The organism is Nocardia sp. NPDC051321, from assembly GCF_044455225.1.
Taxonomy (GTDB): Bacteria; Actinomycetota; Actinomycetes; order Mycobacteriales; family Mycobacteriaceae; genus Nocardia.
In genome coordinates, this window is the sequence record NZ_JBITEM010000006.1 from 287758 (window position 1) to 313131 (window position 25374).

A 25374-nucleotide genomic window follows, 5' to 3' on the forward strand; every position below is an offset into this window, starting at 1 on the left:
CGTACATGCGCATTCATTCGATTCTTTATCCGCGTGTCTGCGGACAATTGTGCCGTCTGAAATTATTTGGCCAGGGGAATTGCCGATTCCCGCCACTCGCGACAACACCGGAGCGCCATCCGCACTTAGGGTTTTCTCAGTCTTCTACCGGTCCGGCCCGTGCGACAGCGCGCACCATGCGTACTCCTAACAGACCCATTGGTACATTCCTGTTAACAATCACAGTTGCGTCCCACTCGGCGACTTCGCACCCTTCCATCCGCACCCCCATCCGCAGCGCGATCGCACCCGCCTCCGTGCACCCCGCATCGCCCCCTTCAGCCAATGCCCCCGCCGCCGCGAGCGCCGCCAAATCCGCAGCCGCCTGCGCCCGATGCCGAGTGACAACCACCACACCCACCTGCCCGACCATCAGCGTCGCCGCGATGAGCCCAGCCAGCGCAAGACACGCGAACACCGTCGCCGCCCCACCATCACTTCGAAGTCTCGCCAGCACACCCACCCCTACCCCTGCGTTTCGGCTGCCACTACGCGGCCACCGATGCCCAGGAAGAGCCGAGCGCACGCAGCGACGACACCACTCGCACGCTGACGCGCTCACGGTGTTGTCCCTGGCTCGCGGGAGGCGATGGCGTCGGCGTGGAGGGTGAGCATGGGTAGGAGCGGGGTATGGGTGGTGACCCGGGCGATTATGTGGTTGCCCTCGGTCTGCACTGAGATGGCCGCGGCTGGGGGTGCGACGCGGCGGGCCGCTGAAATCGCGTTCGCTGCGTCGCCGCGGGCGGACAGGCGAGCTGCTTCGCGGGCGGCGTCGACACAGCGCACCTGAGTCGACGCCGCCAGCAATGCTCCGATACACAGCACGACAGCGACGATCAGGGTGGCGAGGGCGATCGCCGCCTCCACCGTCACCGAGCCTCGATCATCACCGATCGACGTTGTGCCACAACGTCTTCCCTTGCACAGCGCGGTTGCTACACGGCGGTGTTGAGTGCCCGATCGATGATCTTCGTCAGCGCGTTCACAATGCTGTCGCCGGTCACCACCCCGTAAAGCACGGCCCCGAACGCCGCGGCGGCGATGGTGCCGATCGCGTACTCCGCCGTGCTCATCCCGTCGTCCGCGACCACCGCGTGCATGATTCGCACACGCAGCTCCATATATACAGCCCCCAAGCCGTGGCTCGCGTGGCTCGCCATTCGCTCGATTCGCACCTGATTCCCCTCTCACCTCATCCCACGCGGCCGATCCGCGCGGGAATGCTCCGATGGGCCTGGTCCGCGCGTGCAGGGCATCGACAACTCGCTCGCTCACCACCCCGCCTCTTGGACGAGCAGTTCCGCCAAACCCGAGGACGCACTGAGCTGTCCGCCCCCATCGCCGACGCTCGCGCACGATCGCGGTTCGCTCACACCGGCTCACAGCAGCCCACCGCCGAGCACCCGGCCCGCCAATCCGATCACCACCGGGACGATGCCGAGGCAGACGAATGCCGGTAGGAAGCAAAGCCCCAGCGGTCCGCCGATCAACACGCCGGCTCGCTCGGCTCGTGCCGCGGCGGCGTCCTCTACCGCGGCCCGGCGTTGTTCGGCCAGTTCCCCGACCGCGACGGCCAGCGAGGCACCCGACCGCGCCGACCGCCGCGCCATTCGCGCCAACGACTCGATCTCCTCGGCACCCGCGCGCCCGGCCCCGTCTACCGCCACGCGTTCCCATGCTGTCGCGGCATCGGCACCCAGCGCCAGCAGATCCGCGGCCCGTCGCAGCGCCTCTCCCAACGGTTCCGGCGCACCAGGCGCCACGGCGCGCGCCGCCCCCGCCATCGGCAGTCCAGCCCGCAGACACGCGGCCAACAGGTCGAACACCGACGCCGTCGCGAGCGGATCCAGCTTCTGCTTCGCCGCTGGCACAACGACTTGCGCCACCTCCGGCGCGCGAAGCGCCCGCAGCCGACGACTCACCGCGACCCGGCCCGGCAACAGGATCAGCGCGATCGCAAGCAACAAAATCGGCAGTACCGGATAACCTCCCGCCAGCTCCACTTTGGGCCTCCTCGCACGAATGGGCTTTGAACGCTGAGGAATTCGGATCCGCAGGGTGGAAGTCCGTGACTCGCACCGAATCCGCTACACCGGTCTCGACGGCCAGCCGCATCGGTCGTGCACGGACGCACATCTCGAACGACGTTGACGCGCAAACCGAAGGCGCCGAACGAGGCCGGCCACCGGGACGGCCCGACGCGCCATCGGCAGAACTCGTGTCCAACCGCGCCGGCCGAACTGCGGCACGCCACGACTCCATATAGGAAAGTCCCAGCGCCGCAACAGCATTCACTCGCCGAGTAATCGAGCGGTCGCGCAGACGAGGACAAGGTTGTTTCATACGAGCACCTTTCGCGTGATGGCATCGGTCCACAGCAAGCCGGCGCACGCGAGGGCGGCGCCTAGCGGCAGCAGCACCGTGCCTGCCGACGAGGTGAAGAGGACACGCAGTGGGGCGGCGCCCATCAGTTGGCCTAGGCCGATGCCGAGGACAGGTAGCGCGGCCAGGACGGTGGCGGTGGCGCGGGCGCCTGCGAGGGCGGCGGTGGTGCGGCCGTGGAAACGGATGCGGCCCACCAGGTCCGCGCGTGCGGCGGACAGCAGCTCGGCGAGCGCGAGTCCGTGCTGCTCGGCCACCTGCCATGCATCGGCGATGCGGGACAGCTCGCCGGCCACGATGGAGTCCGGATGTCGCAGCCCCTCGGCCGCGGAACCGCCCAGCCTGCTGCGCCCGGCGCTCACCGCGAACACCGTGGCGGATTCGCCCCGTGCCTCGCTCGCCGCTACCTCGGCCGCGGCACTCGGATGAGCGCCGACCCGCAATTCGCCGATCACCGCCTCTAACGCGTCGAGCAGGTGGGCGCATTCGACGTTCCTGCGCCGATCCCGACCCGTGCGACGGATGCGGAACCCCACTGTCCCCACCACCGTGGCCGCCGCAAGAAACGGACCGAGCCCGAATACCAGCACGGTCACGACCCCGCCACCGGCAAAGCAGCGAAGTATCTTGTCGCGCCGGACTTTTCGGGCCTCGATCGGCTTCGCGAACAGACCGTCGAATCGACGACGCGCACCGGACGTGGGCGCCGCGAGCAGTGCGAGCGCGAGACACATCAACGCGACACTCATCGGCAGGCCCATCCGATTCGGCCGGCGATCATCGTTCGAGCCTTTCGTCGAGGAGTCGGGCCAAGTCGGCGGCGGCGGGTGCCGGGGCGGATTCGTGCCACGCGGGCGCGATATGGACGCGGCCGTCTTCGTCGCGGTGGACGAGGCCGATCTCGCGGAGACCTCGGGAGCCGTCGGGTCGGCGGTGAACGTGCAGGATGATCTGGACCGCGGCGGCGAGTTGGCTGTGCAGGGCGACGCGATCCATTCCGCCAAGGGCCGCAAGGGCTTCCAGACGGGCCGGTACTTCCAGTGGAGAGTTCGCGTGCACCGTTCCGGCGCCGCCGTCGTGGCCGGTGTTCAGTGCGGTCAGGAGGTCGACAACCTCAGCGCCTCGGACCTCGCCGACGACGATACGGTCCGGTCGCATGCGCAGTGCCTGTCGCACCAGGTCGCGGACGGTCACCGCGCCGACGCCCTCGACGTTCGCGGTGCGCGCGACGAGCCGCACCACGTGCGGGTGCGGTGGTGCGAGTTCGGCGGCGTCCTCCACGCAGATGATCCGCTCGCTGGGTTCGACCTTGGCGAGCAGTCCGGAAAGCAGCGTCGTCTTGCCCGCGCCGGTGCCGCCGACCACCAGGAACGCCAGTCGTGCCCGAATGACCTGCTCCAGCAGTCGCTTTGCGTCGGCCGGTACCGCGCCCGCCGCCGCCAACGCGTCCAGGCCCTGGGTGGCGGGCCGCAGCACGCGCAGCGAAAGGCAGGTGCCACCGTGGGCGACCGGCGCGAGCACGGCATGTAACCGCACACCGAACGAATCACCCAGCGCCGCTCCGGTTCCGGACAGCCTGCCGTCCACCCACGGCTGGGCGTCGTCGAGCCGCCGACCGGCCGAAAGGGCAAGCCGTTGCGCGAGCCTGCGCACCGCGGCCTCGTCCGGAAACGTGATCGAGGTCTTCTCCAAGCCGTGGCCACGATCTATCCACACCGCGTCCGGGCCGGTGACCAGCACATCGGCGACCTGTGCATCGTGTAGCAGCGGCTCGAGCACCCCGGCCCCGGTCATCTCGGTCTGCAACAACCGCAGCGCCCGAAGCAGATCCGTATCACCGAGCACGCCACCTGCCTCCGCCCGAATGGCGGCGGCCACCTGTGCCGGGTCGGGATCCGCCGCCGCACCGGACAACCGCTCCCGCACCCGATCCAGCAGCTCGGAGGTCACCAGCGCACTCATCGTCGCCCCCGATTCGCAGCCGCACCCGCGCGATCCATCGTCTCGACGCGCCTGACCAGAGAGCCGCGCCCAGCCCGCATCACCAGTCGAATCGGCCGCTCGCCGTGCGGGCTCACCGGTCGCCGATTCATCGCCGCTGACCAACGGGTGCGCTCAACACATCGAGCACCGCGTCGGCGGCCTCGCGCAGCGGTCCGCGCCGGTGCACGGTGAGCCCGCCGCGTTCCAGGCGAGCCGCCAGACCCGTTTGGGCGCGGACGGCGGCGAGTAACGGGAGGTCGAGCACCTCCGCGACCTCTGGACCGCGCAGACCGCCAGGAGCAGGACCACGGACTATCAAGCCCTGGTTGGGGTTTCGACGCCCGATGTGGGCGGAAACCGCTTCCGCGGCGGCAACAGCGCGTAACCGTGCCGGGACGACCAGCACGACGAGGTCGGCGGAGTCGAGCATTTGATCGGCGTGCGGGCCGCGTTCGCCGGAAATGTCGCACACCACCAAATCGCCTGCGGCACGGCCTGCTTCGATAACGGCGCGAACGGCGGCGGGTCCGATCTCGCGTGGCAACCGGCCCGCACCGCAGCGGCCACAGGCTAGTACCGCCAAGCCTGGCGCCGCGGTGGGCAGGGCGGAGTGCAGTGCGGCGGCGGAGACTCTGCCGTCCTCGACGACCAGGTCCGGCCAGCGCAGCCCAGCGCTGGTTTCGATGCCGAGCAGCAGGTCGAGACCACCGCCGAGTGGTGCGCCGTCGACGAGCACGGTGTCGCGGCGGAACCCTTCGGCGGCGGATCGTAGCGCAAGCGCGGCGGCGAGAGTCGACGCCCCGGCCCCGCCGGCAGCACCCGCGACGGCGACGACAACACCGTCTCCTGTGCGGTGTTCGCCGTACTCAGCAAACATCTCGATAAGTCCTTCGGCGGCGCCGGGCAGCGCGATGACGCGCTCGGCTCCGACGGCCGCCGCGGCTTGCCAGTCGGGCAGTCCGGGTTCACCGTCGGTGACCAGGACAACGCCGACCCGGCGCAGATACCCGGCTTCGGCGGCCCGCAGCGCCGTGGCTGTGTCCAGGATCACCACGGGCGCTCCGGTCCACGCGTGCCTGCCGACGGGTAGCGACCGCTCGTCCAGGGCGCGTTCGGCCGCGGCGGCGACGCGGCGTACCTCGTCGCGCAGCCGGGGATCGTGCAGTAGCACGAGTGCCGGTGGCGGGCTGCTGTTGTCCGGCGCCACTTCAAGATTCATGCGGCTGAGCGTGGCGGAATTCGCGCGACGGCAGAAGGGGCGATGCGCCGATTGTGGATAACTCGGGGGTGTGGAGAACTTTTGCGTGCTGCGGCGCGGGATGCGCGGGCTGCCGACCAGGACGCGAACCGTCCTTTGAATAGAGGACGGCCCCAGCCGGGGGGGGAGGAGGCTGGGGCCGTCGGGTTCAGCCCCGGGGGGTCGGGCTGAACGCGCCTGGACCATGTCCAGGTGCCAGCAATACTACACCCAAGCCCCGCCCACAACGCAAGTCTGTCGCGGCAGAACTTTACGGCGAATACCTGCTCCGTGGCCGCGGGGCAAACTCCCCGCTCGCGGCCGAGGACGCGGCTCGGAAACCGCCGGGGGACGACACCGCCGCGGTCCCCAGTCGATCCCCAGTTCCGCACCGCGCGGAGCGCGCCCCGCGCGCGGCCGAGCGGACCCGGCGTACGCCTATGCTGGTCGAGTGGACTTACCCACCGCGGACGGACGCGTCGCCGCCTTCTTCGATCTGGACAAGACCGTGATCGCGAAATCGAGCACGTTCGTCTTCAGCAAGCCCTTCTACGCGCAGGGCCTGTTGAACCGCCGCGACGTGCTCGAAAGCAGCTACGCCCACTTCTTGTTCATGCTGTCCGGCGCCGACCACGACCAAATGGAGCGGATGCGCGCCCATCTCACGAACATGTGCGCCGGGTGGGACGTCGAGCAGGTGAAAAACATTGTGGCCGAGACACTTCACGAGCTGGTGGATCCGCTGATCTACGCCGAGGCGGCCGATCTCATTGCCGACCACAAGATCCGGGGCCATGACGTGGTGATCGTGTCGGCCTCGGGCGAGGAGATCGTCGGCCCGATCGCGGAGGTGCTCGGCGCCTCGCACACCGCCGCGACCAGGATGGTCGTCGCGGACGGCAAGTACACCGGCGAGGTCGAGTTCTACTGCTACGGCGAGGGCAAGGTCGCCGCGATCGAAAAGCTCGCTGCCAGTGAGGGTTACGATCTCGCGCGCTGTTACGCGTATTCCGATTCGGTCACCGATCTGCCGCTGCTGAGCGCGGTCGGCCATCCGACGGCGGTCAATCCGGATCGCAACCTGCGCCGCGAGGCGGTCGCCAAAGGCTGGCCCATCCTGACCTTTTCGAATCCGGTGTCGCTGTGGGCTCGCTTCCAGGCGCCGTCGTCCACCACCCTTGCCGCGACCGCGGTGGTCGGCTTGAGCGCGGTGCTGGCCGGCGCGATCAGCTATCGATTGCTGCGCCGGCGCAGCTGAGCCTTAGCCAACGCTCACCGCGCAGCGAGCCGTGCTGCTCGAGGGGAAGCGGGATGCTTGCCGAGGGAGTTTGCTGACGGAATGCACAGGAACTCGCGACCAGGCATTGAACCACGAAACGCCGATCAACACGCCGAAAATTCAATGTTTTACCAGCTATTGATGTGAGGGCCGTCACAGGGTAGAAAGGTAACTACGGAAGGTCGGAAGGCCAAGGCAGGACCGGAAGAGAAGGTTCAGTCTCCCAACCACCCTTCCCAGCACGGGCACCAGGCACCCACGCGGAGCGCGCCGCGACAAGGGCAGAAGCGTTGTGGGCCTGCGAAATCCGGGTCTTCGTCGGCGAAGGCCTCGCACAGGTTGCGGGGATGAACCGCCGGAGTTCGGACTATCGCCGAGGCCGTAAGAACACAACCCACCCAGCACGCTTGGTAACCGGGTAGTCCGTGCTACGCGGGCGGCGAGGTCGGCAACGACAACGCCGCCCGTTTTGATGTGTGCACTACCCCGACGCCGAATCGGCGATCGACGTGGCCTCGCGTGCACCGTCCGCCAGCGCACCGCAGCACAGCAGCACCCAGCTGCCCACCGCGTCGGCCGCACCACTTCCGAACGCCACGGCCGCATCGATATACGCCTGCCTGCGCCGCAGCCAGAAAACCTCGGGCACCCCCAGACTGTGCGGGTCCAGCCCACTCGACACCGCGACCAATCGCGAGGCCGCCCGCGCCACCACACCGTCGGCGGTCCCGAACGGCCGCAATGCGAGCAGTTCTCCGTGCACCACCGCCGCGATCACCGGCGCGGGCGCACTCGACCCGAGCACCGCCTGCACCAGCAGATCGAGCCGCTGCGCCACCCCGGCGTCCGCGCGCGGTCTGCCGAGCGATTCCTCGTCGGTCACCAGGTCGGCCGCGGCGAGCAGATGCAGCCGGGCCAGCGCCTGCAACGGCGCCCGCTGCCAGGTGCCGACCAGATTTCGCAGCGCGTCACCGTCCAAAGCCTGTCCGACCCGCAACGATCCGGCCAGTATCGGATCGCCGACCTGGCCGTCGGCGGGCAGCTCGGTGCTGCCGCCGTCGATGGCGGCGGAGGATCGGGCCGCACGCACCGCGGCCTCGGCGGCGGTGGTCGGCCAGCCGCGCCGGTTCGCCTGGTGCCGATGCACCTCGGCGAGCGCGTCGCGGGCACGGTCGGCGGCCGCGCGGACACCGGGGAGATCGACGAGAGGCTGTAGCGGATCGGTCACGGCTTACGAGGCTACTTGCGCCCGCGCGAACGCCGGACCCAGCCCGTTCCGGAGCCCCGATACTCAGCCCACGTTCACGCGTCCGTCAGCGAGCAGCTGGGGGACGCCAAAGGCGGCCGCCTCGACCCATCGGGTCGGGACGGCCGCCTCCGCTTGACCATCTCGGCTAGCCGAACCCTCAGCTCACCAACAGATCTCGGCCGGGGATGGCATCCAACAACCGGCGGGTGTACTCCTCGCGCGGATTGTCGAAGACCTCCTCGGTGGCCGCCGCCTCGACCACCTTGCCGGTCTGCATGACCAGCACGTTGTCGGCGATCTGCCGGACAACGGCCAGGTCGTGGGTGATGAACACATACGAAAGGCCCAGTTCGGCTTGCAGGTCGTTCAGCAGCCGCAGGATCTGCGCCTGGACCAGCACGTCGAGTGCGGACACCGCCTCGTCACAGACCACGACCTCGGGCGAGAGCGCGAGGGCACGGGCGACGGCGACACGTTGCCGCTGACCACCGGACAACTCGTTCGGGTACCGGCGCATCACGGTGGACGGCAGCGACACCTTGTCGAGCAGCTCACGCACGGTGGCCTCGCGCTCCTTCGGTGAGCCGATGTCGTGCGTGCGCAACGGCTCCTCGATGGTGCGGTAGATCGAGTACATCGGGTCCAGCGAGCCGTACGGGTCCTGGAAGATCGGCTGCACCCGGCGCCGGAACGCGAAGGCGCTCTTGCGATCCAGCTTCGCCACTTCCTTGCCGTCGAACATCACCTTGCCCGACGTGGGCTCGAGCAGGCCAAGGATCATCTGCGCGACAGTCGACTTACCCGAACCGGATTCGCCGACGATCGCGGTTGTGGTGCCGCGCCGCAGCCGGAACGAAACATCCTGCACCGCCATGAAGTCCGACGATTTCCAGGGCGCGCTGCCGCGGATCTTGAAGGCCTTGGTGAGGTTGTCGACGACAACCACATCGTCCGGGGCGCTGGTCAACTCGGTATCGGCGGCCACGATCTGCTCGGCCACCTGCACCGCCTGCTCGCGAATCTCGATGCGCTGCTTCACCGAAGACAGCCGCTGCGAGGCGAGCGAGGGCGCCGAGTTCACCAGCCGCTTGGTGTACAGATGCTGCGGTTCGCGCAGAATCTGCAGGGCCGGACCGGATTCCACCACACGCCCGCGGTACATCACGACCAGATGCTCCGCGCGTTCGGCGGCGAGGCCGAGATCGTGCGTGATCAACAGGACGGCGGTGCCGAGCTCGTTGGTGAGGCCGTCGAGGTGATCGAGGATCTGCCGCTGCACGGTGACATCGAGTGCCGAGGTCGGCTCGTCCGCGATCAGCAGCTTGGGGCGGCAGGCCAGACCGATGGCGATGAGCGCGCGCTGCCGCATACCGCCGGAGAACTCGTGCGGATACTGGTTCACCCGCCGCTCGCCGTCGGACATGCCTGCCTCGTGCAACAGCTCGATGGCCCGCTGCTTGGCTGCCTTGCCCTTGGCGATCCCGTTGGCCTCCAACGTCTCCCGGATCTGGAAGCCGATCTTCCACACCGGATTCAGGTTGGACATCGGATCCTGCGGGACCAGCCCGATCCCGTTGCCGCGGACCGCGACGACATCCTTCTTGGACGCCTTGGCGAGGTCTTTGCCGTCGAACATGATGGAACCCGAGGTCACCTGTCCGGTGCCGGGCAGCAGATCGATGATCGCGTGCGCCGTCGTCGACTTGCCGGAGCCGGATTCGCCGACGATCGCGACGGTCTGGCCCGGATACACCGAAAGGTTCACATCGCGGACCGCGGGGATCCGCTTGCCGTCCGAGGTGAAACAGACGTTCAGGTCCTTGATTTCGAGCAGTGGCGACTGTGCGCTGCGGAATTCGCTCATCGCTTCCTCGCCTTCGGGTCGAGGGCATCGCGCACGGCGTCGCCCAGCATGATGAAGCTCAGCACGGTGAGCGCCAAAGCCGCCGAGGGATAGAACAGGATCGCGGAGGAGCGGATCTCCTTCTGCCCCGAGGCGATATCGGCGCCCCAGGACACGATGGTGCGTGGCAACCCGACGCCGAGGTAGGACAACGTCGCCTCGGTGACGATGAAGACGCCGAGCCAGATCGTGGTGACCACGATCAGCGGGCCCGCCGCGTTCGGCAGCACGTGCCGAATCAGCGTGCGTATTCGGGAGACGCCCAATGCCTTTGCCGCCGTGACGTAATCACTGTTCTTCGCCTGGATCACCGCGCTGCGTGCGATCCGGGCCGCCTGCGGCCAGGTGAACCCGGCGAGGATGAGGATCACGGTCCAGATGGTCCGCGAATCGAGCAGCTGCATGATCACGATCGCGGCCAGCATCAGCGGGATCGCGTAGAAGATCTCGGCGACACGGGAGACCACCGAATCGAGGAACCCGCCGTAGAAGCCGGCCAGCGCGCCGAGCACGCCGCCGATCAGCACGAAGGCGATGGTGGAGCCGACCCCGGCCATCACCGAAGCCCTTGCGCCGTAAACGGTTCGGGCGTAGATGTCGCAACCCTGCTTGTCGAAACCGAACGGATGACCCCCGCCGCGCGGGGCCATGCTGAAGTCGCCGTTGCAGTACCGGGGATCCTGGCTGGTGAACAAGCCGGGCCAGATCACCACGACGAGCACGAACAGGATCATCAGCGCCGCGACGATGAAGATCGGATTACGCCGCAGCTGCCGCCAGGCGTCGTACCAGATGCTGCTCGGCGAGCCCTGGTCGACGACCATGTCGGTCGCGAGTACTTCGACCTCGTCGGGCGGCGCGACGAAGTAGGTCTGCCTACCGCGAGCCGCGCTCTCCGCGAGGTCGATTCCTTGTCCTTTGTCGAGGTCAGGCATAGCGGATCCTCGGATCGAGTACGGCGTAGAGGAGGTCGACGATCAGGTTCGAGACCAAGAAGACGATGATCAGCACCGTGACGAACGAGACGACCGTCGGCGGTTCGCCTCGGGTGATCGCCTGATAGAGCGTGCCGCCGACACCGGGGATATTGAAGATGCCCTCGGTGACGATGGCGCCACCCATCAACGAGCCGAGCTCGGCGCCGAGGAAGGTGATCACCGGGATCATCGAGTTGCGCAGAATGTGCACGGTCACCACCCGGCGCCTGCTCAGCCCCTTCGCGGTCGCGGTGCGCACGAAGTCGGCGGACATGTTCTCCGCCACCGAGTTCCGGGTCAGCCGCAGCACGTAGGCGAACGACAGCGACCCGAGCACGAATGCCGGGACAAGCAACTCGGTGAAACTCGCCTTGCCGGTGACGGTCACCGGCGCGATCCCCCACTTCACCCCGAGCAGGAACTGCGCGAGGAAGCCGACCACGAAGATCGGCACTGCGATCACGATCAGGCTGATGACCAGCATGGTCGAGTCGAACAGCTTGCCCTTGCGCAGGCCGGCGATCAGGCCGAACGCCACGCCGAACACGGCCTCGACGCACACCGCCATGGCGGCGAGCTTGATCGTGATGGGGAAGGCGCGCGCCAACTCCGCGCGCACCGGCCTGCCGGAGAAGGAGGTGCCGAAGTCGAAGGTGACGATGCCCTTCAGGTACAGCAGATACTGCATGAAGAAGGGCTGGTCGAGGTGGTACCGCGCGCGGAGTTGGGCCTCCACCGCGGGGGTCATCGGTTTGTCGCCGGCGAGCGCGTGAATCGGATCGCCGGGGACGAGGAATACCAGGGCATAGATGAGCAACGTCGCCCCGAGGAACACGGGGATCATTTGAAGCAGACGCCGCACGATATACCAGGCCATTTCGCCTCCTGGGTCAGTGGTGAGCCGCGCCGCCAGGGGCGGCGCGGCTCAATAGCGGCTACTTCTCGATGTTTTCGAAGGCGAACAGGCCGTTCCAAGCCAGCGGCGCGGCCTTCACCTTGTCCGATCGACCGGCGGAGGCGATGTAGTCGAGCACCGGGATGTCGGCCATCTGCTGCAGCATCATGGTCTGCGCCTGCGCGACGATCTTGTAGGACTCCGCCAAGGTCGGCGCGGCGAGCGCGGCGTCGAGCAGCTTGTCGAACTCCGGGACCTTCCAGTCGACGTTGTTCGTGGCCGAGTAGCTGTAGTACTGCGAGGTGAGGAACTGCAGCATGGTCGGGTAGTCGCCCTGCCAGCCGTAGCGGAACGCCTTGCCGATGGTCTTGGCGTTCACCTCGTCGCGGATGTTCTTGAAGGTCGGGTACGGGGTGCCGATGGCGTCGATGCCGAGCGTGTTCTTGATGCTGTTGGCAACGGCTTCGATCCAGGCCTGGTGGCCGCCGTCGGAGTTGTAGGCGATCTCGAAGCGACCCGACCACGGGGACATGGTGTTGGCCTGGGCCCACAGCTTCTTGGCCTCGTCGGGGTTGTACTTCAGGAACTCCGAACCGGGCAGGTCGCCGTTGAAGCCGGGCAGCGAGGCGGAGGTGAAGTCACGCGCGGGCAGCCTGGTGCCGTGGAAGATGTTCTCGCAGATCTGGTCTCGGTTGATCGCCATCGAGAGTGCCTTGCGGCGCAGCACACCCTCTTCGCCAGCGAAGTGCGGGACGTTGGTCTGGATACCGACGTGCTGGTTCTGCGCGGTCGGCTTGGTGATCGCCCGATCGCCGAGATCCTTCTTGTACGAGGTGATCGCGCTGTCCGGGATGGTGTCGAGGGTGTCCAGGTTGCCCGCGATCAGATCGGCGTATGCCGTGTCGAACGTCTGGTACATCACGAAGCGCAGGCCCTTGTTCTTGGGCACGCGGCCACCGTGGTAGTCCGGGTTCGCCACCAGGTCGATCTGCACGTTGTGCTGCCAGGCGCCGTTCTTCGCGAACTTGTACGGGCCGTTGCCGATCGGGTTCTCGCCGAACGCCTTCATGTCCTTGAACGCGGCCTCGGGCAGCGGGTAGAACGGCGCGTAGCCGAGTTCGGTTTCGAAGTCGATGGACGGCGACTTGAGCGCGACGGTGAAGGTCTTGTCGTCGATCACCTTCAGGCCCGACATCGTCTGTGCCGTCGGCTTCTCCGCCGACACCTCGTCGAACCCGACGATCGGGGTGAACGCGTAACTCTGCAGCTGAGCGTTGGTGCCGAGGGCGCCGTAGTTCCACGCGTCGACGAACGACTTCGCGGTCACCGCGCTGCCGTCGGAGAACTTCCAGTCCGGCTTGATGGTGATCGTGTAGTTCTTCCGGTCCGTCGTCTCGATCTTCTGCGCCAGTTCGTCGTGCGCGACGCCGTCTGCGTCGTAGTACTTCAAGCCCGCGAACAATCGGTCGACGACGCGGCCGCCCATGTTCTCGTTGGTGTTGGTGGGCACCAACGGGTTCTGCGGCTCACCGGCGTTCGTGGTGACGATGCTCGCGTCGGCACTGTCGTCCGACGAGCATGCCGACAGTCCGAGGCTCGTAGCCAGCAGTGCTGCCGCAGTCAGCGCCATTGCTCTGTTGAATCTCAACGCGTTCTCCCGATTTCGAGAAGGGCGGAATCCTTGGCACGCGCGTGAGGTCACCAGGCGCATGCCGGCACAAACCGCCTTGGGTGCCTCGCAGATTATCCACAAGAGCGTGCCTTGTCATCGGATTGACAAAGGTTCGTTCCACTTGTTACCAATCCGGCAACATGGCCGAAACACGAAAAACATCGCGCGAATATGACCTAATGGCCGGAACATTGCCTCTGTAGAGACCGTCCGGTGTCTCCGGGGCCGACCCTCCGTTGCGGATTACGCGACGGCGTGTCGAGACCGAAACCCGGTGAACAGACCGGACGCGGCGTAGGTCACAGTTGATTACTGTCGAACGTGCTGCGTTTGAATCGTGCGCTCAGGCTACGTGGAAAGAAGAAACGAGATGACCGAAACCGCCGACCACAGGGACTCCTACCCGCCGAGCGCGGAGTTCGCGGCCGCGGCGAACGCAGATGCCGCGCTCTACGAGCAGGCGTCGGCCGACCGCGACGCGTTCTGGGCCGAGCAGGCGAGTCGGTTGCACTGGCATCAGCCGTGGTCGCAGGTGCTGGACTGGAGCGACGCGCCGGTGGCGAAGTGGTTCGCCGACGGCAAGCTCAATGTCGCCTACAACTGCGTCGACCGGCACGTGCTCGATGGGCACGGCGACCAGGTCGCCATCCACTGGGAGGGCGAGCCGGGCGATTCGCGGGCGATCACCTACCGCGAGCTGCTCGCCGAAGTCAGCCGCGCCGCGAACTACCTCACCGAGCTCGGCCTCGAAGCGGGTGACCGCGTCGCCATCTACATGCCGATGGTGCCGGAGGCCATCGTGTCGATGCTGGCCTGCGCGCGGCTCGGGCTCACCCACTCGGTGGTGTTCGCGGGCTTCTCCCCGACCGCGCTGCGCCAGCGGGTCGACGACGCGAGCGCCCGGCTGATCATCACCACCGACGGGCAGTGGCGGCGCGGCAAGGCGGCCCCGCTCAAGGAGGCGGTGGACGAGGCGTTGTTCGCGAACGGCGATGTGCCGCACTCCGTCGAGCATGTACTCGTGGTGCGCCGCACCGAGACCGAGGTGCCGTGGACCGACGGCCGCGATCTGTGGTGGCACGAGACGGTCACTCAGGCTTCGCCGGAACACGAGGCGCAGGCGTTCGATGCCGAGCATCCGCTGTTCATCCTCTATACCTCCGGCACCACCGGCAAGCCCAAGGGCATCCTGCACACCTCCGGCGGCTACCTGACCCAGACCGCTTACACCCATCACAACGTCTTCGATCACAAAGCGGGACAAGACGTTTACTGGTGCACCGCCGACATCGGCTGGGTCACCGGACACAGCTACATCGTCTACGGACCGCTCGCCAACCGGACCACCCAGGTGGTCTACGAAGGCACGCCCAACTCCCCGGACGAACACCGGCACTTCCAGATCATCGAAAAGTACGGCGTCAGCATCTATTACACGGCGCCGACGCTGGTGCGCACGTTCATGAAGTGGGGCCGCGAGATCCCGGCCGCGCACGACCTGTCCAGCCTGCGGCTGCTCGGCAGCGTCGGCGAGCCGATCAACCCGGAGGCCTGGCGCTGGTACCGAGAAGTCATCGGCGGCAACCGCACGCCGATCGTGGACACCTGGTGGCAGACCGAGACCGGCGCGATCATGATCTCGCCGCTGCCCGGTGTCACCACGACCAAGCCGGGTGCCGCGACGGCCGCGCTGCCGGGCATCTCGGCGCTGGTCGTCGACGAGGAGGGCAAGCCGGTGCAGCGCGGCGAGACCGAGGCCAACGGCTACCTCGTGCTCGACCAGCCGTGGCCGTCGATGCTGCGCGGCATCTGGGGCGATATGGAGCGGTACCGGGCCACCTACTGGGAGCGCTACGCCGAGCAGGGCTGGTACTTCGCCGGTGACGGCGCCAAGCTCGACGCCGACGGTGACCTCTGGGTGCTCGGCCGGGTCGATGACGTGATGAACGTGTCGGGCCACCGCATCTCCACCGCCGAGGTGGAGTCGGCGCTGGTCGGGCATTCCGGTGTCGCGGAGGCCGCGGTGGTCGGGGCCAGTGACGAGACCACCGGTCAGGGCATCGTCGCGTTCGTCATCCTGACCGCCGAGGCCGAGGACACCGGCGCGGCGCTGGTCGCCGAGCTGAAGGCGGAGGTGTCGCGCGCCATCAGCCCGATCGCGCGGCCGAGGGAGATCCACGTGGTGCCCGAGCTGCCCAAGACGCGCAGCGGCAAGATCATGCGCCGGTTGCTGCGCGACGTCGCCGAGGGCCGGGAACTCGGCGACACCTCGACGCTGGTCGACCCCAACGTCTTCGAGGCGATTCGGGCGTCCAAGGCGTAGCCAAGAACCGACGGGCGCTCCATGCTAGGGCCGGTGGCGTGATTCGTCACCGGCCCTACCCGTTAGGATTGCGTAAGGTGTGCCGGGAAGTCTGGTCGGCATGCGGTCGCGTACCTGACAGCCGAACCGGTCGATGGCGCGGTCGCAGCGTTGACCGACCCTGCCGAAAGGTTCCCCGTGATCACGCAAGTGCGCTCGGAACTATCCCGCTATCTCCGCACCGAAACAGTCGGCGGTGCAATCCTTCTCATCGCGGCCGCGGTCGCGTTGCTGTGGGTGAACTCGCCGTGGGGCGACAGCTACCTGACGATGACCAAGACCACGCTGACCATCGCGCCGCTGCACCTGGATCTCACCCTGGCCGAGTGGACCGCGGACGGCCTGCTCGCCATCTTCTTCTTCGTCGCCGGGCTGGAGCTCAAACGCGAACTCGTCGTCGGTGAGCTGGCCGACCCGAAGCGGGCCGCGCTGCCGATCATCGCCGCGGTCGGCGGTGTGGTCACCCCCGCGTTGATCGCGCTGGTAGTCGGCCTCGGCGTGCCGGGGATGGATCGCGGCTGGGCCATTCCGGTGGCCACCGATATCGCGTTCGCGCTGGCCGTGCTGGCCATGACCGGCTCGCGCATCCCGGCGAGCGCGCGGGTGTTCCTGCTCAGCCTCGCCGTGGTCGACGATCTGATGGCCATCATCGTGATCGCCGTCCTGTTCACCTCGACGCTGGCGCTGCTGTGGCTGCTGGCCGCCGCGGCCTGCTTCGCGGGGTGGGCGCTGGCCCAGCACAGGCGGATCCGCACGCCGTGGCTCTATCTTCCGCTGGCGCTGGTGTCCTGGTATGCGCTGTACGAGGCGGGCATCCATCCGACGCTGGCGGGCGTTGCACTCGGATTGCTCACCAGGGTGCGCGCCGACCCCGGCGAGGAGCAGGCGCCTGCCACCCGGCTCGAGCACCTGATCCAGCCCATCTCGGCCGGGCTGTGCGTGCCGCTGTTCGCGTTGTTCGCCTCCGGAGTTCCGTTGGACGGCAAGGTATTCGGTGCGCTGTTCAGCGACAGGCTGGCGCTGGCCATCATTCTCGGGTTGCTGCTCGGCAAAACCGCCGGAATCTTCGGGATCAGCTGGCTCGCAATCCGGTTCGGGGTGGCGAAGCGACCCGCCGGACTCGGCTATCGCGACATGTTCGCCCTGTCGGTGCTCGGCGCGATCGGGTTCACCGTTAGCCTTCTGGTGGCAGAACTCGCGCTGGCCGACGTCGGAGACGGCTCCGAAGTCGAATTGGCGAAGGCCGCTGTGTTGGTGACATCAATGGCGGCGTCGCTCGCCGGTTCGGCGTTACTGTTGCGACGTGGGCGTGTCCACCAGGCGCGGCGGGACGCCCGTGCGCTACAACGAGAAGACGGCGGCGCGAGCGATGTGCCCGGAGGCGATAGCTTGGGTAACCACGCAGGGCACCGGGAGCGCCGCCCATCGAACACAGAGGCCGAAGCAGTGCCTGGACAGGGAGAAGGGTCTACCAAGTGAGTGTCACAAACGGCGGAAACGGGAACGACGCGCAGCGCGGTCGTACGGTGACCTCCATTCCCCTGTCCGACGCCAATCCGAGCGGTAGCGCCAGCTTCGGCACCCTGGTGCGCGACGCAACCGAACAGATGTCGACCCTGGTCCGGGCCGAGGTGGCGCTGGCCAAGGCCGAGGTGACCGGCGAGATCAAGAAGGGGCTGCAGGGCAGCGTCTACTTCATCCTCGCGCTGACCGTCCTGCTGTTCAGCACGTTCTTCTTTTTCTTCTTCGCGGGCGAGCTGCTCGACGTGTGGCTGGCCCGCTGGGCGGCGTTCCTGATCGTGTTCGCGTCGATGATCGTCACGGCCGGTGCGCTCGCCTTCCTCGGCTATCTGCGGGTGAAGAAGCTGCGGGCGCCGGAGAAGACGATCGACTCGCTCAAACAAGCCCGCGCGGTGCTGCCGCACGGACTCGGCGGCGCGAGCGACGGGCCCCGCTCGCTGGAAAAACCCGCTTCGTAACCGCACGCTCGCGCGCGGATACCCCGAACTACTAGGCTGCCTCGGCGTGTCGTCGCACCATATTCCGGATCCGTCCAGCGTCCGTTTCGACGGACCGTGGGCGCATCGGGACGTTCATGCCAACGGCATCCGATTCCATGTGGTCGATGCCGCCCCCGAGCGCGCCGACGCACCGCTGGTGGTGCTGCTGCACGGTTTCGCCGACTTCTGGTGGTCCTGGCGGCATCAGCTGACCGGGCTCGCCGACATCGGCTATCGCGCGGTGGCGGTCGACCTGCGCGGCTACGGGGACACCGACAAACCGCCGCGCGGTTACGACGGCTGGACCCTGGCCGGCGATATCGCCGGGCTCATCCGCGCCCTCGGCTACACCGACGCGACCCTCGTCGGGCATGCCGACGGCGGCCTGGTGTGCTGGGCGACCGCGGTGCTGCAACCTCGGCTGGTTCGTTCCATCGCGGTGGTGAGCTCGCCGCATCCGGCCGCGCTCAAGAGCGCGGTGCTGCGCAACCGCCATCAGCGCGCCACCTGGCTGCCCAGCTTCCTGCGCTACCAACTGCCCCGCTACGGCGAGCGGCTGCTGACCTCCGGCGACGGGTTCGAGGTCGAGCGGATGCTGCGGCAGCGGGTGAGCGGATCCTGGTCCGGCACTACCGAATTCGTCGACACCGCGCGACGGATGCGCTCGGCCATCCAGATCCCCGGTGCCGCGCACTGCGCGCTGGAATATCAGCGCTGGGCCTTCCGTAGCCAGTGGCGTCCGGACGGCCGCCGCTTCATGGCCACCATGCGCGAACCGATCCGCATCCCGGTCCTCGCCCTCCGCGGCGACCTCGACCCCTACGTGCTCACCAGCACATTCCGCCGCGGCCAACATCTTTCACCGGACCGCCGCCTGGCCACCGTCCCCGCCGCGGGCCACTACGCCCACCAGGAAAACCCGGACGTAGTCACCGCCGAACTGGCCAAACTCCTCACCTGACCCTGCGCCTTCGGTCGGTTTGTCAGCTCAGGACGCAGGCGCCGGTGCCGACGGAGACGGTGGAACCGGAGGCGGCGTCGAGTTGGGCGCGGACCTCGGCCAGGGTGAGGACGTAGCCGGTGTCGTCGTCGGTTACGGCGGCGCCGAAGACCACGCCTAGTACCTCGCCGTCGGTATCCACCAGTGGCCCACCGGAGTTGCCCGCGCGGACCCGGCCGCGCACGGTGTAGACCTCGCGCTCGACCGTCCCGTCGCGGTAGATCGTCGGACCGGTGAGATCCAGCGTCTCGCGCACCCGGGCCGCGCTCGCCGTGTACGGACCGCCGCCGGGGTAGCCGAGCACGATGGCGCTGTCACCCGGTCGCGCGGCGGCGGGCGCCTGCGGCACCACCGGGGCGGTCAGCCCCGGCACCGCGAGCACCGCGACATCCTTGGACGGGTCGAACAGCACCACGCTCGCGTCCAGCGGGCCGCGCACGGTGTCCACCTGCACGCTGGTGGTGCCCGCGACCACGTGGGCGTTGGTCATGATCCGTTCGGGGGCGATGACGAAACCCGAACCCTCCAGCGCGCGCTGGCAACTCGGCGCGACGCCACGGATGCGCAGCACGCTGCCCTGCAGCGAGGCGGCGACCGGACTGGACAGCACGCTGGGGTCCGGCGGCTCGACGGCCGCGATGGGGGCGCGGCCGAACGGGCCGATCACGTCCGGCAGGCCGGAGGTGTTGAGCAGCTTGGAGAATTCGTTGGGCAGCCTGCGCAACCAGTTCGGCGCGACGTCGTTGACGTCGGTCAGCACCCGGGAACCGTTGATCGCGGTGGCGATCGACGGCTGTGACGAGGTGGCCAGCGGCAGCGCGAGCAGCCACGCGGTGACCAGCACGGCCACCGCCTGCAGCACCGCGCCGACCACGCTGTCCACGCTGCGGGTGAACGGATGTCGCATGCCGCCGCGCGCGGCACGGCCGAGCACCATGCCGGCGACCTCGCCGATGATCACCAGCAGCACGATCAGCAGCACGCCGGTGAGCACCCTGGCGCGGCCCTCGTCGACATGGATCAGGATGTGCGGCGCGATCAGGATGCCCGCGACCGCGCCGAGTACGACACCGAGGAACGCGAGGGCGGACGCGACCGCGCCCTGTCGCCACCCCGAGGAGGCGGCGAGCAGCGCGAGCAGCACCACCGCGATATCGAGCCACGCGGAGGTACTCATAACGTCATTCCCACGTCGGCAAGGGCGGTCTCTAGGTCACGAACATCGCGGTGGTCCCAATCCTGTTCCCACCCTGCGGCTTTGAAGATGCCGGCCAGGATGCCGCCGGTCAGGCCCCACACCAGCATGCCGTCCGCCTGGAAGGCGGGGCTCTGGTAGCCGAGGCTGCCGCGGACCAGGAAACGGTTCGCCGGATCGAGCAGGGTGGCCAGCCGAACCCGCACCACCCGTTCGGTCTCGCTCTCGTCGACCACCCCGACCGTGCTCGGCGTTCGCCAGTAGGCGACCACCGGCGTCACATCGAAACGCGACGGCGGCACGAACAACTTCGGTAGCACCGCAAGGGGTTCCACGCCGGAACGGTCGAGCCCCGTCTCCTCGCAGGCCTCGCGCAACGCGGTGTCGATCGGCCCGGTGTCCCCCGGATCCACCGCGCCGCCGGGGAAAGCGACCTGGCCGCGGTGCTGACGCAGGGTGGCGGCGCGCTGAGTGAGCAACACCTCCGCGTCGGCGGGCAGGCCGCCCGGCCCGTCGGCGTCGGCCTCGGGTGAGCCGCCGAACAGGACAAGGACCGCGGCCTGCCGCGGCGTCGACGTGACGGCCATGGCGCGGCGCAGGGTGCGCGCCAGCGTGAGGGTGTCCGAGTTATCCGCCGCCGGCTCGGTAGCCTTGCTCAGCCACTTCGGAATGTCTTGCGGCACAGGGATGCTCATGCGGCCACCCCGAGCTCCTGCGCGACGGTGTCGGCGATGTCGTCCACCCCGGTGAACGCGCGCACCTCGACCTGGGCGACCGAGCCGTCCGCCCGCAGCAGCACCGAAATCGGCAGCACAGCGGGGGCACCGACGGCCGCGCGCACCCGCGCGCCGGCATCGAGCACACCGGGCAGTTTCACGTTCAGTCCACGCAGCCGTGAAATCGCCTTGGCCTCATCGGGGTCGCTGTGCACGGTCAGCACGGTAATCGCGTTTCCGGCGCGTCGGGCGAACTGCTGCAAATACGGCAATTCTTGCGCACACGGTCCGCACCAGTAGGCCCAGAGGTTCAGCAGCGCAGGCTTACCCGCGAGCGCGGCGGCCAGGTCGACGGGCCCGCCGTCGGCCAGGCAGCTGACCGGGATACCGGCCAGCGGGCCGGACCCGGTGGCGCCGGAGACCGGTCGCGGGCACGCCGTGAGGTCCGCCGCGGCGCGTTGCTGCTCGGACACCCCGGCACTCAGTTGTGCCTGTCCGCTGTCTGCGTGTGTGTCGGTATCGCGTCCCCGTGGCCACAGGGCGGCCGCCAGTGCGACCACAGCGATCAATCCCGCCAGCGCCCATCGCCAGGCGACCGGGAATTGTCTCACCGGCCCACCAGCTCGAGCAGATGCTCCCGCTCCGGACCCTTCACCAGCTCGGCGGCGGTGTCCGGGTCGGTGGGCCCGGCCCCGAACGACGGGCAGTCCTTGGCCAGCACGCACACACCGCAGGCCGGTTTCCTGGCATGGCACACGCGGCGACCGTGGAAGATCACCCGGTGCGACAGCATCGTCCAGTCTTTGCGCTCGATGAGCTCGCCGATGATGTGCTCGACCTTCACCGGGTCTTCCTCGGCGGTCCACTGCCAGCGCCGCACCAGGCGGCCGAAGTGGGTGTCGACGGTGATGCCCGGCACGCCGAACGCGTTGCCGAGAATGACGTTGGCGGTCTTGCGGCCGATCCCCGGCAACTGCACGAGTTCGTCCATGGTGTGAGGCAATTCACCGTCATGATGCTCGAGCAGTGCCTGACCGAGGCCGATCAGCGAGCTGGCCTTGTTGCGGAAGAAACCCGTCGAGCGGATGTATTCCTCCAGCTCGGCACGGTTGGCCTCGGCGTAAGCGCGCGCGTCCGGGTACTTGGCGAACAGGGCCGGCGTTGTGAGATTTACCCGCACATCCGTCGACTGCGCGGAAAGTATTGTCGCGACCGCCAATTCGAGCGGATTTGTGAAGTCCAGCTCACAATGCGCGTCCGGGAAAGCGTCCGCCAATGTCCGATTCATCCGGCGGGCACGACGAACTAGTCCAAGCTGAGTTTCCGCCTGTCGCGCGCGGGATTTCCGTTTCGGAGCGGCGACCGGAGCTGGTTGCGCATCGGTCGCCTCGGGGGCGGACGCACGCCCGTTCCCGGCGGCTGTGGAGGGGGTGACACGCACCTGTCCACCATACGGAACCATCGGCGAACGTTGCCCGTCCAGTTCGGTTGCCGTGTTCCATCTGAGACCTAGACCGTGTTTACTCCTCCGTATGCAAGGACTCGCTGTGGTGCTCTTCCCAGTGCTGTTGATGCTGTTCGCACTGGGTATGGAGCGGGTCGAGAACCGGCTCCGCAAACTTCTCGAACCCGACGAAGAGGTTCAGCAGTACCTGGACAAGGCAAGCAACGCAGAAGTGAAAGAGCTGACGAGGCTCGGCCTGCCAGCGGCCGTAGCCCGGATGCGTAAACGCCGCGCCCGCGGCGAAGAGCTGGATGTGGCACGGGCAAGCTGACGCGTGACGGACAGACCTGCGGATAGAGCTGGGGCAACCAGCTAGGTGCCCGCGAATGCCAAGATCAGAAACTGGTACGGTTCCTCGCTGCGCCACGCAATCCACACGTTACGTGGTGTCTGTCACTACGCTGTCATCATGCCGCGTAGACTGCGCTGTTGGCCGAGTCGGTTTCGGTCCAGTACAGAGCCATTTCCCATAAGGAGCACATAAGTGGACGAGGCCCTCGCCAGAGCAGGCATCTTCCAGGGCGTCGAGCCCACTGCGGTGGCCGCCCTCGCCAAGCAATTGCAGCCGGTGGATTTTCCGCGCGGCCACGTCATCTTCAACGAGGGTGAGCCAGGAGATCGGCTCTACATCATCACCTCGGGCAAGGTGAAGATCGGCCGCAGATCCCCGGACGGCCGGGAGAACCTGTTGACCATCATGGGCCCATCGGACATGTTCGGCGAGCTGTCGATCTTCGATCCTGGCCCGCGTACCTCCACCGCGACCACGGTGACCGAGGTTCGCGCCGTCACCATGGACCGCGACGCCCTGAAGTCCTGGATCGACCAGCGGCCCGAGATCGCCGAGCAGTTGCTCCGCGTGCTCGCCCGCCGCCTGCGTCGCACTAACAACAACCTGGCCGACCTCATCTTCACCGACGTCCCCGGCCGGGTCGCCAAGGCGCTGCTGCAGCTCGCACAGCGGTTCGGCACCCAGGAAGCCGGTGCGCTTCGGGTCACCCACGACCTGACCCAGGAGGAGATCGCCCAGCTGGTCGGCGCCTCCCGCGAGACCGTGAACAAGGCGCTTGCCGACTTCGCGCACCGCGGTTGGCTGCGGCTGGAGGGCAAGAGCGTGCTCATCTCCGACTCCGAGCGCCTGGCCCGCCGCGCGCGCTGACCGTCAACCGAACAACACGCTGGGTTCCTAGCTCCTAGAGCCCAGCGTGTTGTCGTGTTCGGCGTAGGTCTCGCTAGCCCTCGGCGCGCAGGTATTCCAGCTGCGCCTGCACCGAGCTGCGCGCGGCCAGCCACAGTCGTTTGTCGACATCGGCGTAGACGCGCCGGACCACCGCCATCGCGCCCGCGTTCGGGCCGAGCACTTTCAGCGCCTCGCGCACCTGATCGAGGCGTTCCCGTCGATGCGCGATGTAGTACCGGGCCACCGGCTCCAGATCGGGATGATCCGGGCCATGCGCGGGCAGCAGCGCCTTGCCCGCCCCGATCTCGACCAGCCGATCCAGCGAGGCCAGATAGTCGGCCAGGGTGCCGTCGCTCGAATCGAGCACGGTGGTGCCGCTGCCGAGAATCGTGTCGCCGGTCACCACCGCGTCATCGAGTAAGAAACTCGTCGAATCACCGGTATGGCCCGGAGTGGCAACGACGGTAATGCGCAGCCCGGCGGCCTCGATCACCTCGCCGTCGACCAGCGGTGCGTCCGAACCACGCAGGAACTCGGAGTCCTTGGCGCGCACCGTGGTTCCGGTCAGCTTGACGAGGTGGTCGATGCCACCGGTGTGATCGTGATGCCGATGAGTGATCAGCGTGAGCGCGATATCGCCCCCGGTGACCTCGGCGATCTTGGCGCCGTGCGCCTTGTCCTTCGGACCGGGATCCACCACCACACAATCCGCTCGGCCCGGCGCGCGCAGAATCCAGGTGTTGGTGCCCTGCAACGTCATCTGGCCCGGGTTGTCCGCCAGCAGCACCGCCGCCGTCGGAGTGACCTGCCGTAGTTGTCCGTACGCGGGATGTTCAAGTGCCATGACACATCGTCCTCGAGTGTGGTCAATTAATCCTCAGCGCCGGTTGCCACATGGCAACCACGCGCGAGTTTTGCGAGCGCCGTTCGCGGCCCGTCTCCGGGGGCCGCGAACACGCCTCGCCCGCGCGGCCAGATTTACCTGACCTCGACGATGAGCTCGACCTCGACCGGGGTGTTCTTCGGCAACTCCGACACGCCCACCGCGGAACGCGCATGGACGCCCGCGTCACCGAAGACCTCGCCGAGGAACTCCGACGCGCCGTTGATCACGATCGGCTGATCGTTGAATCCCGGTGCGGAGGCGACGAATCCGACCACCTTCACCACGCGCACCACCGCGTCGAGTCCGACCAGATCGTGCACCGCCGCCAGCGCGTTGAGCGCACACAGTTGCGCGGCATCCTTGGCCTGCTCGGTGCTCACCTCGGCGCCGACCTTGCCCGCCACCGTCAACTGACCATCCGCCATCGGCAGCTGGCCGGAGGTGTAGACCAGCGAACCGGTTCGGATCGCCGGAATGTAGGCGGCCACCGGCGCCACCACCGGAGGCAACGACACTCCGAGCTTGGCGAGATTGCTCTCCCACTCAGTCACTGCGGTCATCCCCTTCCCCTTTACTTCGGACGCTTGAGGTAGGCGACGTGCTGCTCACCGGTCGGCCCGGGAAGCACGGAAACCAGCTCCCAGCCGTCGGCGCCCCACTGGTCGAGAATCTGCTTGGTCGCGTGCGTCAACAGCGGCACGGTCGCGTACTCCCATACGGTCGCTTCACTCATGCCCGTGAGCGTAGCTCTGTCTAATTTGCGGCGCCTGCGGCGCCGCGTGTTCGCGGCCCCCTGGTGTCGCGCGTCCGAGCTGTCGAGACTCGCGCCTGCGGCGCATGCGCTTCGACAGCTCGGACGCGCGACGGGCCGCGAACGGTGAATGCTCGATCTCGCTGCGCTCGAAAGCGGTGGTC

26 protein-coding genes and 1 pseudogene are annotated in these 25374 nt (G+C 67.8%); 7 read left to right on the forward strand and 20 right to left on the reverse strand.

Annotation, left to right across the window (positions count from 1 at the left end):
* Nucleotides 1–136 precede the first annotated feature (136 nt).
* The 7 genes from ACIA8C_RS16245 to ssd form a co-directional block, all read right to left on the reverse strand.
* A complete protein-coding gene (locus tag ACIA8C_RS16245) occupies nucleotides 137–601 on the reverse strand; it encodes an Rv3654c family TadE-like protein (protein ID WP_397135236.1) in 465 nt (154 codons plus the stop codon).
* Entirely contained in the window at nucleotides 598–912 is a 315-nt protein-coding gene (locus ACIA8C_RS16250) for a TadE family type IV pilus minor pilin (RefSeq protein WP_397135238.1), read from the reverse strand. Before ACIA8C_RS16250 ends, ACIA8C_RS16245 begins: the two co-directional genes overlap by 4 nt.
* Before the next feature lie 62 nt (nucleotides 913–974).
* Entirely contained in the window at nucleotides 975–1160 is a 186-nt protein-coding gene (locus ACIA8C_RS16255) for a DUF4244 domain-containing protein (protein ID WP_397135240.1), read from the reverse strand.
* A gap of 258 nt (nucleotides 1161–1418) precedes the next feature.
* The gene (locus ACIA8C_RS16260) at nucleotides 1419–2042 is read right to left on the reverse strand and encodes a type II secretion system F family protein (RefSeq protein ID WP_397135242.1); all 624 of its coding nucleotides are present in this window, start codon (nucleotides 2040–2042) and stop codon (nucleotides 1419–1421) included.
* 336 nt (nucleotides 2043–2378) lie between these two features.
* A complete protein-coding gene (locus tag ACIA8C_RS16265) occupies nucleotides 2379–3170 on the reverse strand; it encodes a type II secretion system F family protein (protein ID WP_397135244.1) in 792 nt (263 codons plus the stop codon).
* Between the two features lie 28 nt (nucleotides 3171–3198).
* Nucleotides 3199–4383 (reverse strand): TadA family conjugal transfer-associated ATPase, encoded by a 1185-nt coding sequence (locus ACIA8C_RS16270; protein ID WP_397135246.1) that lies wholly within the window; start codon nucleotides 4381–4383, stop codon nucleotides 3199–3201.
* A 127-nt stretch (nucleotides 4384–4510) separates the two neighbouring features.
* Nucleotides 4511–5623 (reverse strand): septum site-determining protein Ssd, encoded by a 1113-nt coding sequence (gene ssd / locus ACIA8C_RS16275; protein ID WP_397135248.1) that lies wholly within the window; start codon nucleotides 5621–5623, stop codon nucleotides 4511–4513.
* 469 nt (nucleotides 5624–6092) lie between these two features.
* Here ssd and ACIA8C_RS16280 point away from each other — a divergent pair, with 469 nt between their 5' ends.
* Entirely contained in the window at nucleotides 6093–6899 is an 807-nt protein-coding gene (locus ACIA8C_RS16280) for an HAD-IB family hydrolase (RefSeq protein WP_397135250.1), read from the forward strand.
* Between the two features lie 502 nt (nucleotides 6900–7401).
* Here the strand turns inward: ACIA8C_RS16280 and ACIA8C_RS16285 are convergent.
* From ACIA8C_RS16285 to ACIA8C_RS16305, 5 genes are all read right to left on the reverse strand, one after another.
* A complete protein-coding gene (locus tag ACIA8C_RS16285; protein ID WP_397135252.1) occupies nucleotides 7402–8148 on the reverse strand; it encodes an oxidoreductase in 747 nt (248 codons plus the stop codon).
* A gap of 178 nt (nucleotides 8149–8326) precedes the next feature.
* Nucleotides 8327–10033, reverse strand: coding sequence for a dipeptide ABC transporter ATP-binding protein (locus ACIA8C_RS16290; protein ID WP_397135254.1), 1707 nt, complete (start codon nucleotides 10031–10033; stop codon nucleotides 8327–8329).
* Entirely contained in the window at nucleotides 10030–11007 is a 978-nt protein-coding gene (locus ACIA8C_RS16295) for an ABC transporter permease (protein WP_397135256.1), read from the reverse strand. Before ACIA8C_RS16295 ends, ACIA8C_RS16290 begins: the two co-directional genes overlap by 4 nt.
* Nucleotides 11000–11926, reverse strand: a complete 927-nt coding sequence (locus tag ACIA8C_RS16300; RefSeq protein WP_397135258.1) for an ABC transporter permease — start codon at nucleotides 11924–11926, stop codon at nucleotides 11000–11002. Before ACIA8C_RS16300 ends, ACIA8C_RS16295 begins: the two co-directional genes overlap by 8 nt.
* A gap of 58 nt (nucleotides 11927–11984) precedes the next feature.
* Complete coding sequence (locus tag ACIA8C_RS16305) at nucleotides 11985–13574, reverse strand: ABC transporter substrate-binding protein (RefSeq protein WP_397135689.1); 1590 nt, start codon at nucleotides 13572–13574, stop codon at nucleotides 11985–11987.
* A 412-nt stretch (nucleotides 13575–13986) separates the two neighbouring features.
* Between ACIA8C_RS16305 and acs the strand changes: the two genes are divergently transcribed.
* The 4 genes and pseudogenes from acs to ACIA8C_RS16325 all read left to right on the forward strand — a co-directional run bounded on the left by acs (nucleotide 13987) and on the right by ACIA8C_RS16325 (nucleotide 18939).
* Nucleotides 13987–15939: an acetate--CoA ligase gene (gene acs / locus ACIA8C_RS16310; RefSeq protein WP_397135260.1), complete on the forward strand. Its 1953-nt coding sequence runs from the start codon at nucleotides 13987–13989 to the stop codon at nucleotides 15937–15939.
* A 180-nt stretch (nucleotides 15940–16119) separates the two neighbouring features.
* A pseudogene (nhaA, locus tag ACIA8C_RS16315) lies at nucleotides 16120–17349 on the forward strand (Na+/H+ antiporter NhaA); the annotation flags it as partial.
* Nucleotides 17350–17453: 104 nt separating this feature from the next.
* Nucleotides 17454–17957, forward strand: a complete 504-nt coding sequence (locus tag ACIA8C_RS16320) for a phage holin family protein (RefSeq protein WP_397135262.1) — start codon at nucleotides 17454–17456, stop codon at nucleotides 17955–17957.
* A gap of 46 nt (nucleotides 17958–18003) precedes the next feature.
* A complete protein-coding gene (locus ACIA8C_RS16325; RefSeq protein ID WP_397135264.1) occupies nucleotides 18004–18939 on the forward strand; it encodes an alpha/beta fold hydrolase in 936 nt (311 codons plus the stop codon).
* Nucleotides 18940–18961: 22 nt separating this feature from the next.
* On the opposite strand, the gene ACIA8C_RS16330 is transcribed toward ACIA8C_RS16325, so the two are convergent.
* The 4 genes from ACIA8C_RS16330 to nth are packed head-to-tail and all read right to left on the reverse strand — an operon-like array spanning nucleotide 18962 to nucleotide 22330.
* The gene (locus ACIA8C_RS16330) at nucleotides 18962–20155 is read right to left on the reverse strand and encodes a MarP family serine protease (RefSeq protein WP_397135266.1); all 1194 of its coding nucleotides are present in this window, start codon (nucleotides 20153–20155) and stop codon (nucleotides 18962–18964) included.
* Complete coding sequence (locus ACIA8C_RS16335; protein ID WP_397135268.1) at nucleotides 20152–20868, reverse strand: NUDIX hydrolase; 717 nt, start codon at nucleotides 20866–20868, stop codon at nucleotides 20152–20154. The genes ACIA8C_RS16330 and ACIA8C_RS16335 overlap by 4 nt, the downstream gene beginning before the upstream one ends.
* Nucleotides 20865–21500, reverse strand: a complete 636-nt coding sequence (locus ACIA8C_RS16340) for a TlpA family protein disulfide reductase (protein WP_397135270.1) — start codon at nucleotides 21498–21500, stop codon at nucleotides 20865–20867. The genes ACIA8C_RS16335 and ACIA8C_RS16340 overlap by 4 nt, the downstream gene beginning before the upstream one ends.
* On the reverse strand, nucleotides 21497–22330 hold the full coding sequence (gene nth / locus ACIA8C_RS16345) for an endonuclease III (protein ID WP_397135272.1): 834 nt from the start codon (nucleotides 22328–22330) through the stop codon (nucleotides 21497–21499). Before nth ends, ACIA8C_RS16340 begins: the two co-directional genes overlap by 4 nt.
* Nucleotides 22331–22436: 106 nt before the next feature.
* On the opposite strand from nth, the gene ACIA8C_RS16350 reads away from it, so the two are divergent.
* Together ACIA8C_RS16350 and ACIA8C_RS16355 are read left to right on the forward strand one after the other, a co-directional pair.
* Entirely contained in the window at nucleotides 22437–22664 is a 228-nt protein-coding gene (locus ACIA8C_RS16350; protein WP_014981184.1) for a hypothetical protein, read from the forward strand.
* 213 nt (nucleotides 22665–22877) lie between these two features.
* Complete coding sequence (locus ACIA8C_RS16355; protein WP_011206875.1) at nucleotides 22878–23552, forward strand: Crp/Fnr family transcriptional regulator; 675 nt, start codon at nucleotides 22878–22880, stop codon at nucleotides 23550–23552.
* 73 nt (nucleotides 23553–23625) lie between these two features.
* Here the strand turns inward: ACIA8C_RS16355 and ACIA8C_RS16360 are convergent, their stop codons facing one another.
* The 4 genes from ACIA8C_RS16360 to ACIA8C_RS16375 form a co-directional block, all read right to left on the reverse strand.
* Entirely contained in the window at nucleotides 23626–24417 is a 792-nt protein-coding gene (locus ACIA8C_RS16360) for an MBL fold metallo-hydrolase (protein ID WP_397135274.1), read from the reverse strand.
* A 134-nt stretch (nucleotides 24418–24551) separates the two neighbouring features.
* Nucleotides 24552–25019 carry a RidA family protein gene (locus tag ACIA8C_RS16365; protein WP_397135276.1) on the reverse strand — a complete coding sequence of 156 codons (468 nt, stop codon included), beginning with the start codon at nucleotides 25017–25019 and terminating at the stop codon, nucleotides 24552–24554.
* 11 nt (nucleotides 25020–25030) lie between these two features.
* Entirely contained in the window at nucleotides 25031–25192 is a 162-nt protein-coding gene (locus tag ACIA8C_RS16370) for a DUF4177 domain-containing protein (protein ID WP_150400783.1), read from the reverse strand.
* On the reverse strand, nucleotides 25185–25374 hold a 190-nt coding region (locus ACIA8C_RS16375; RefSeq protein ID WP_397135278.1), incomplete at its 5' end, for a hypothetical protein. The genes ACIA8C_RS16370 and ACIA8C_RS16375, both read right to left, overlap by 8 nt.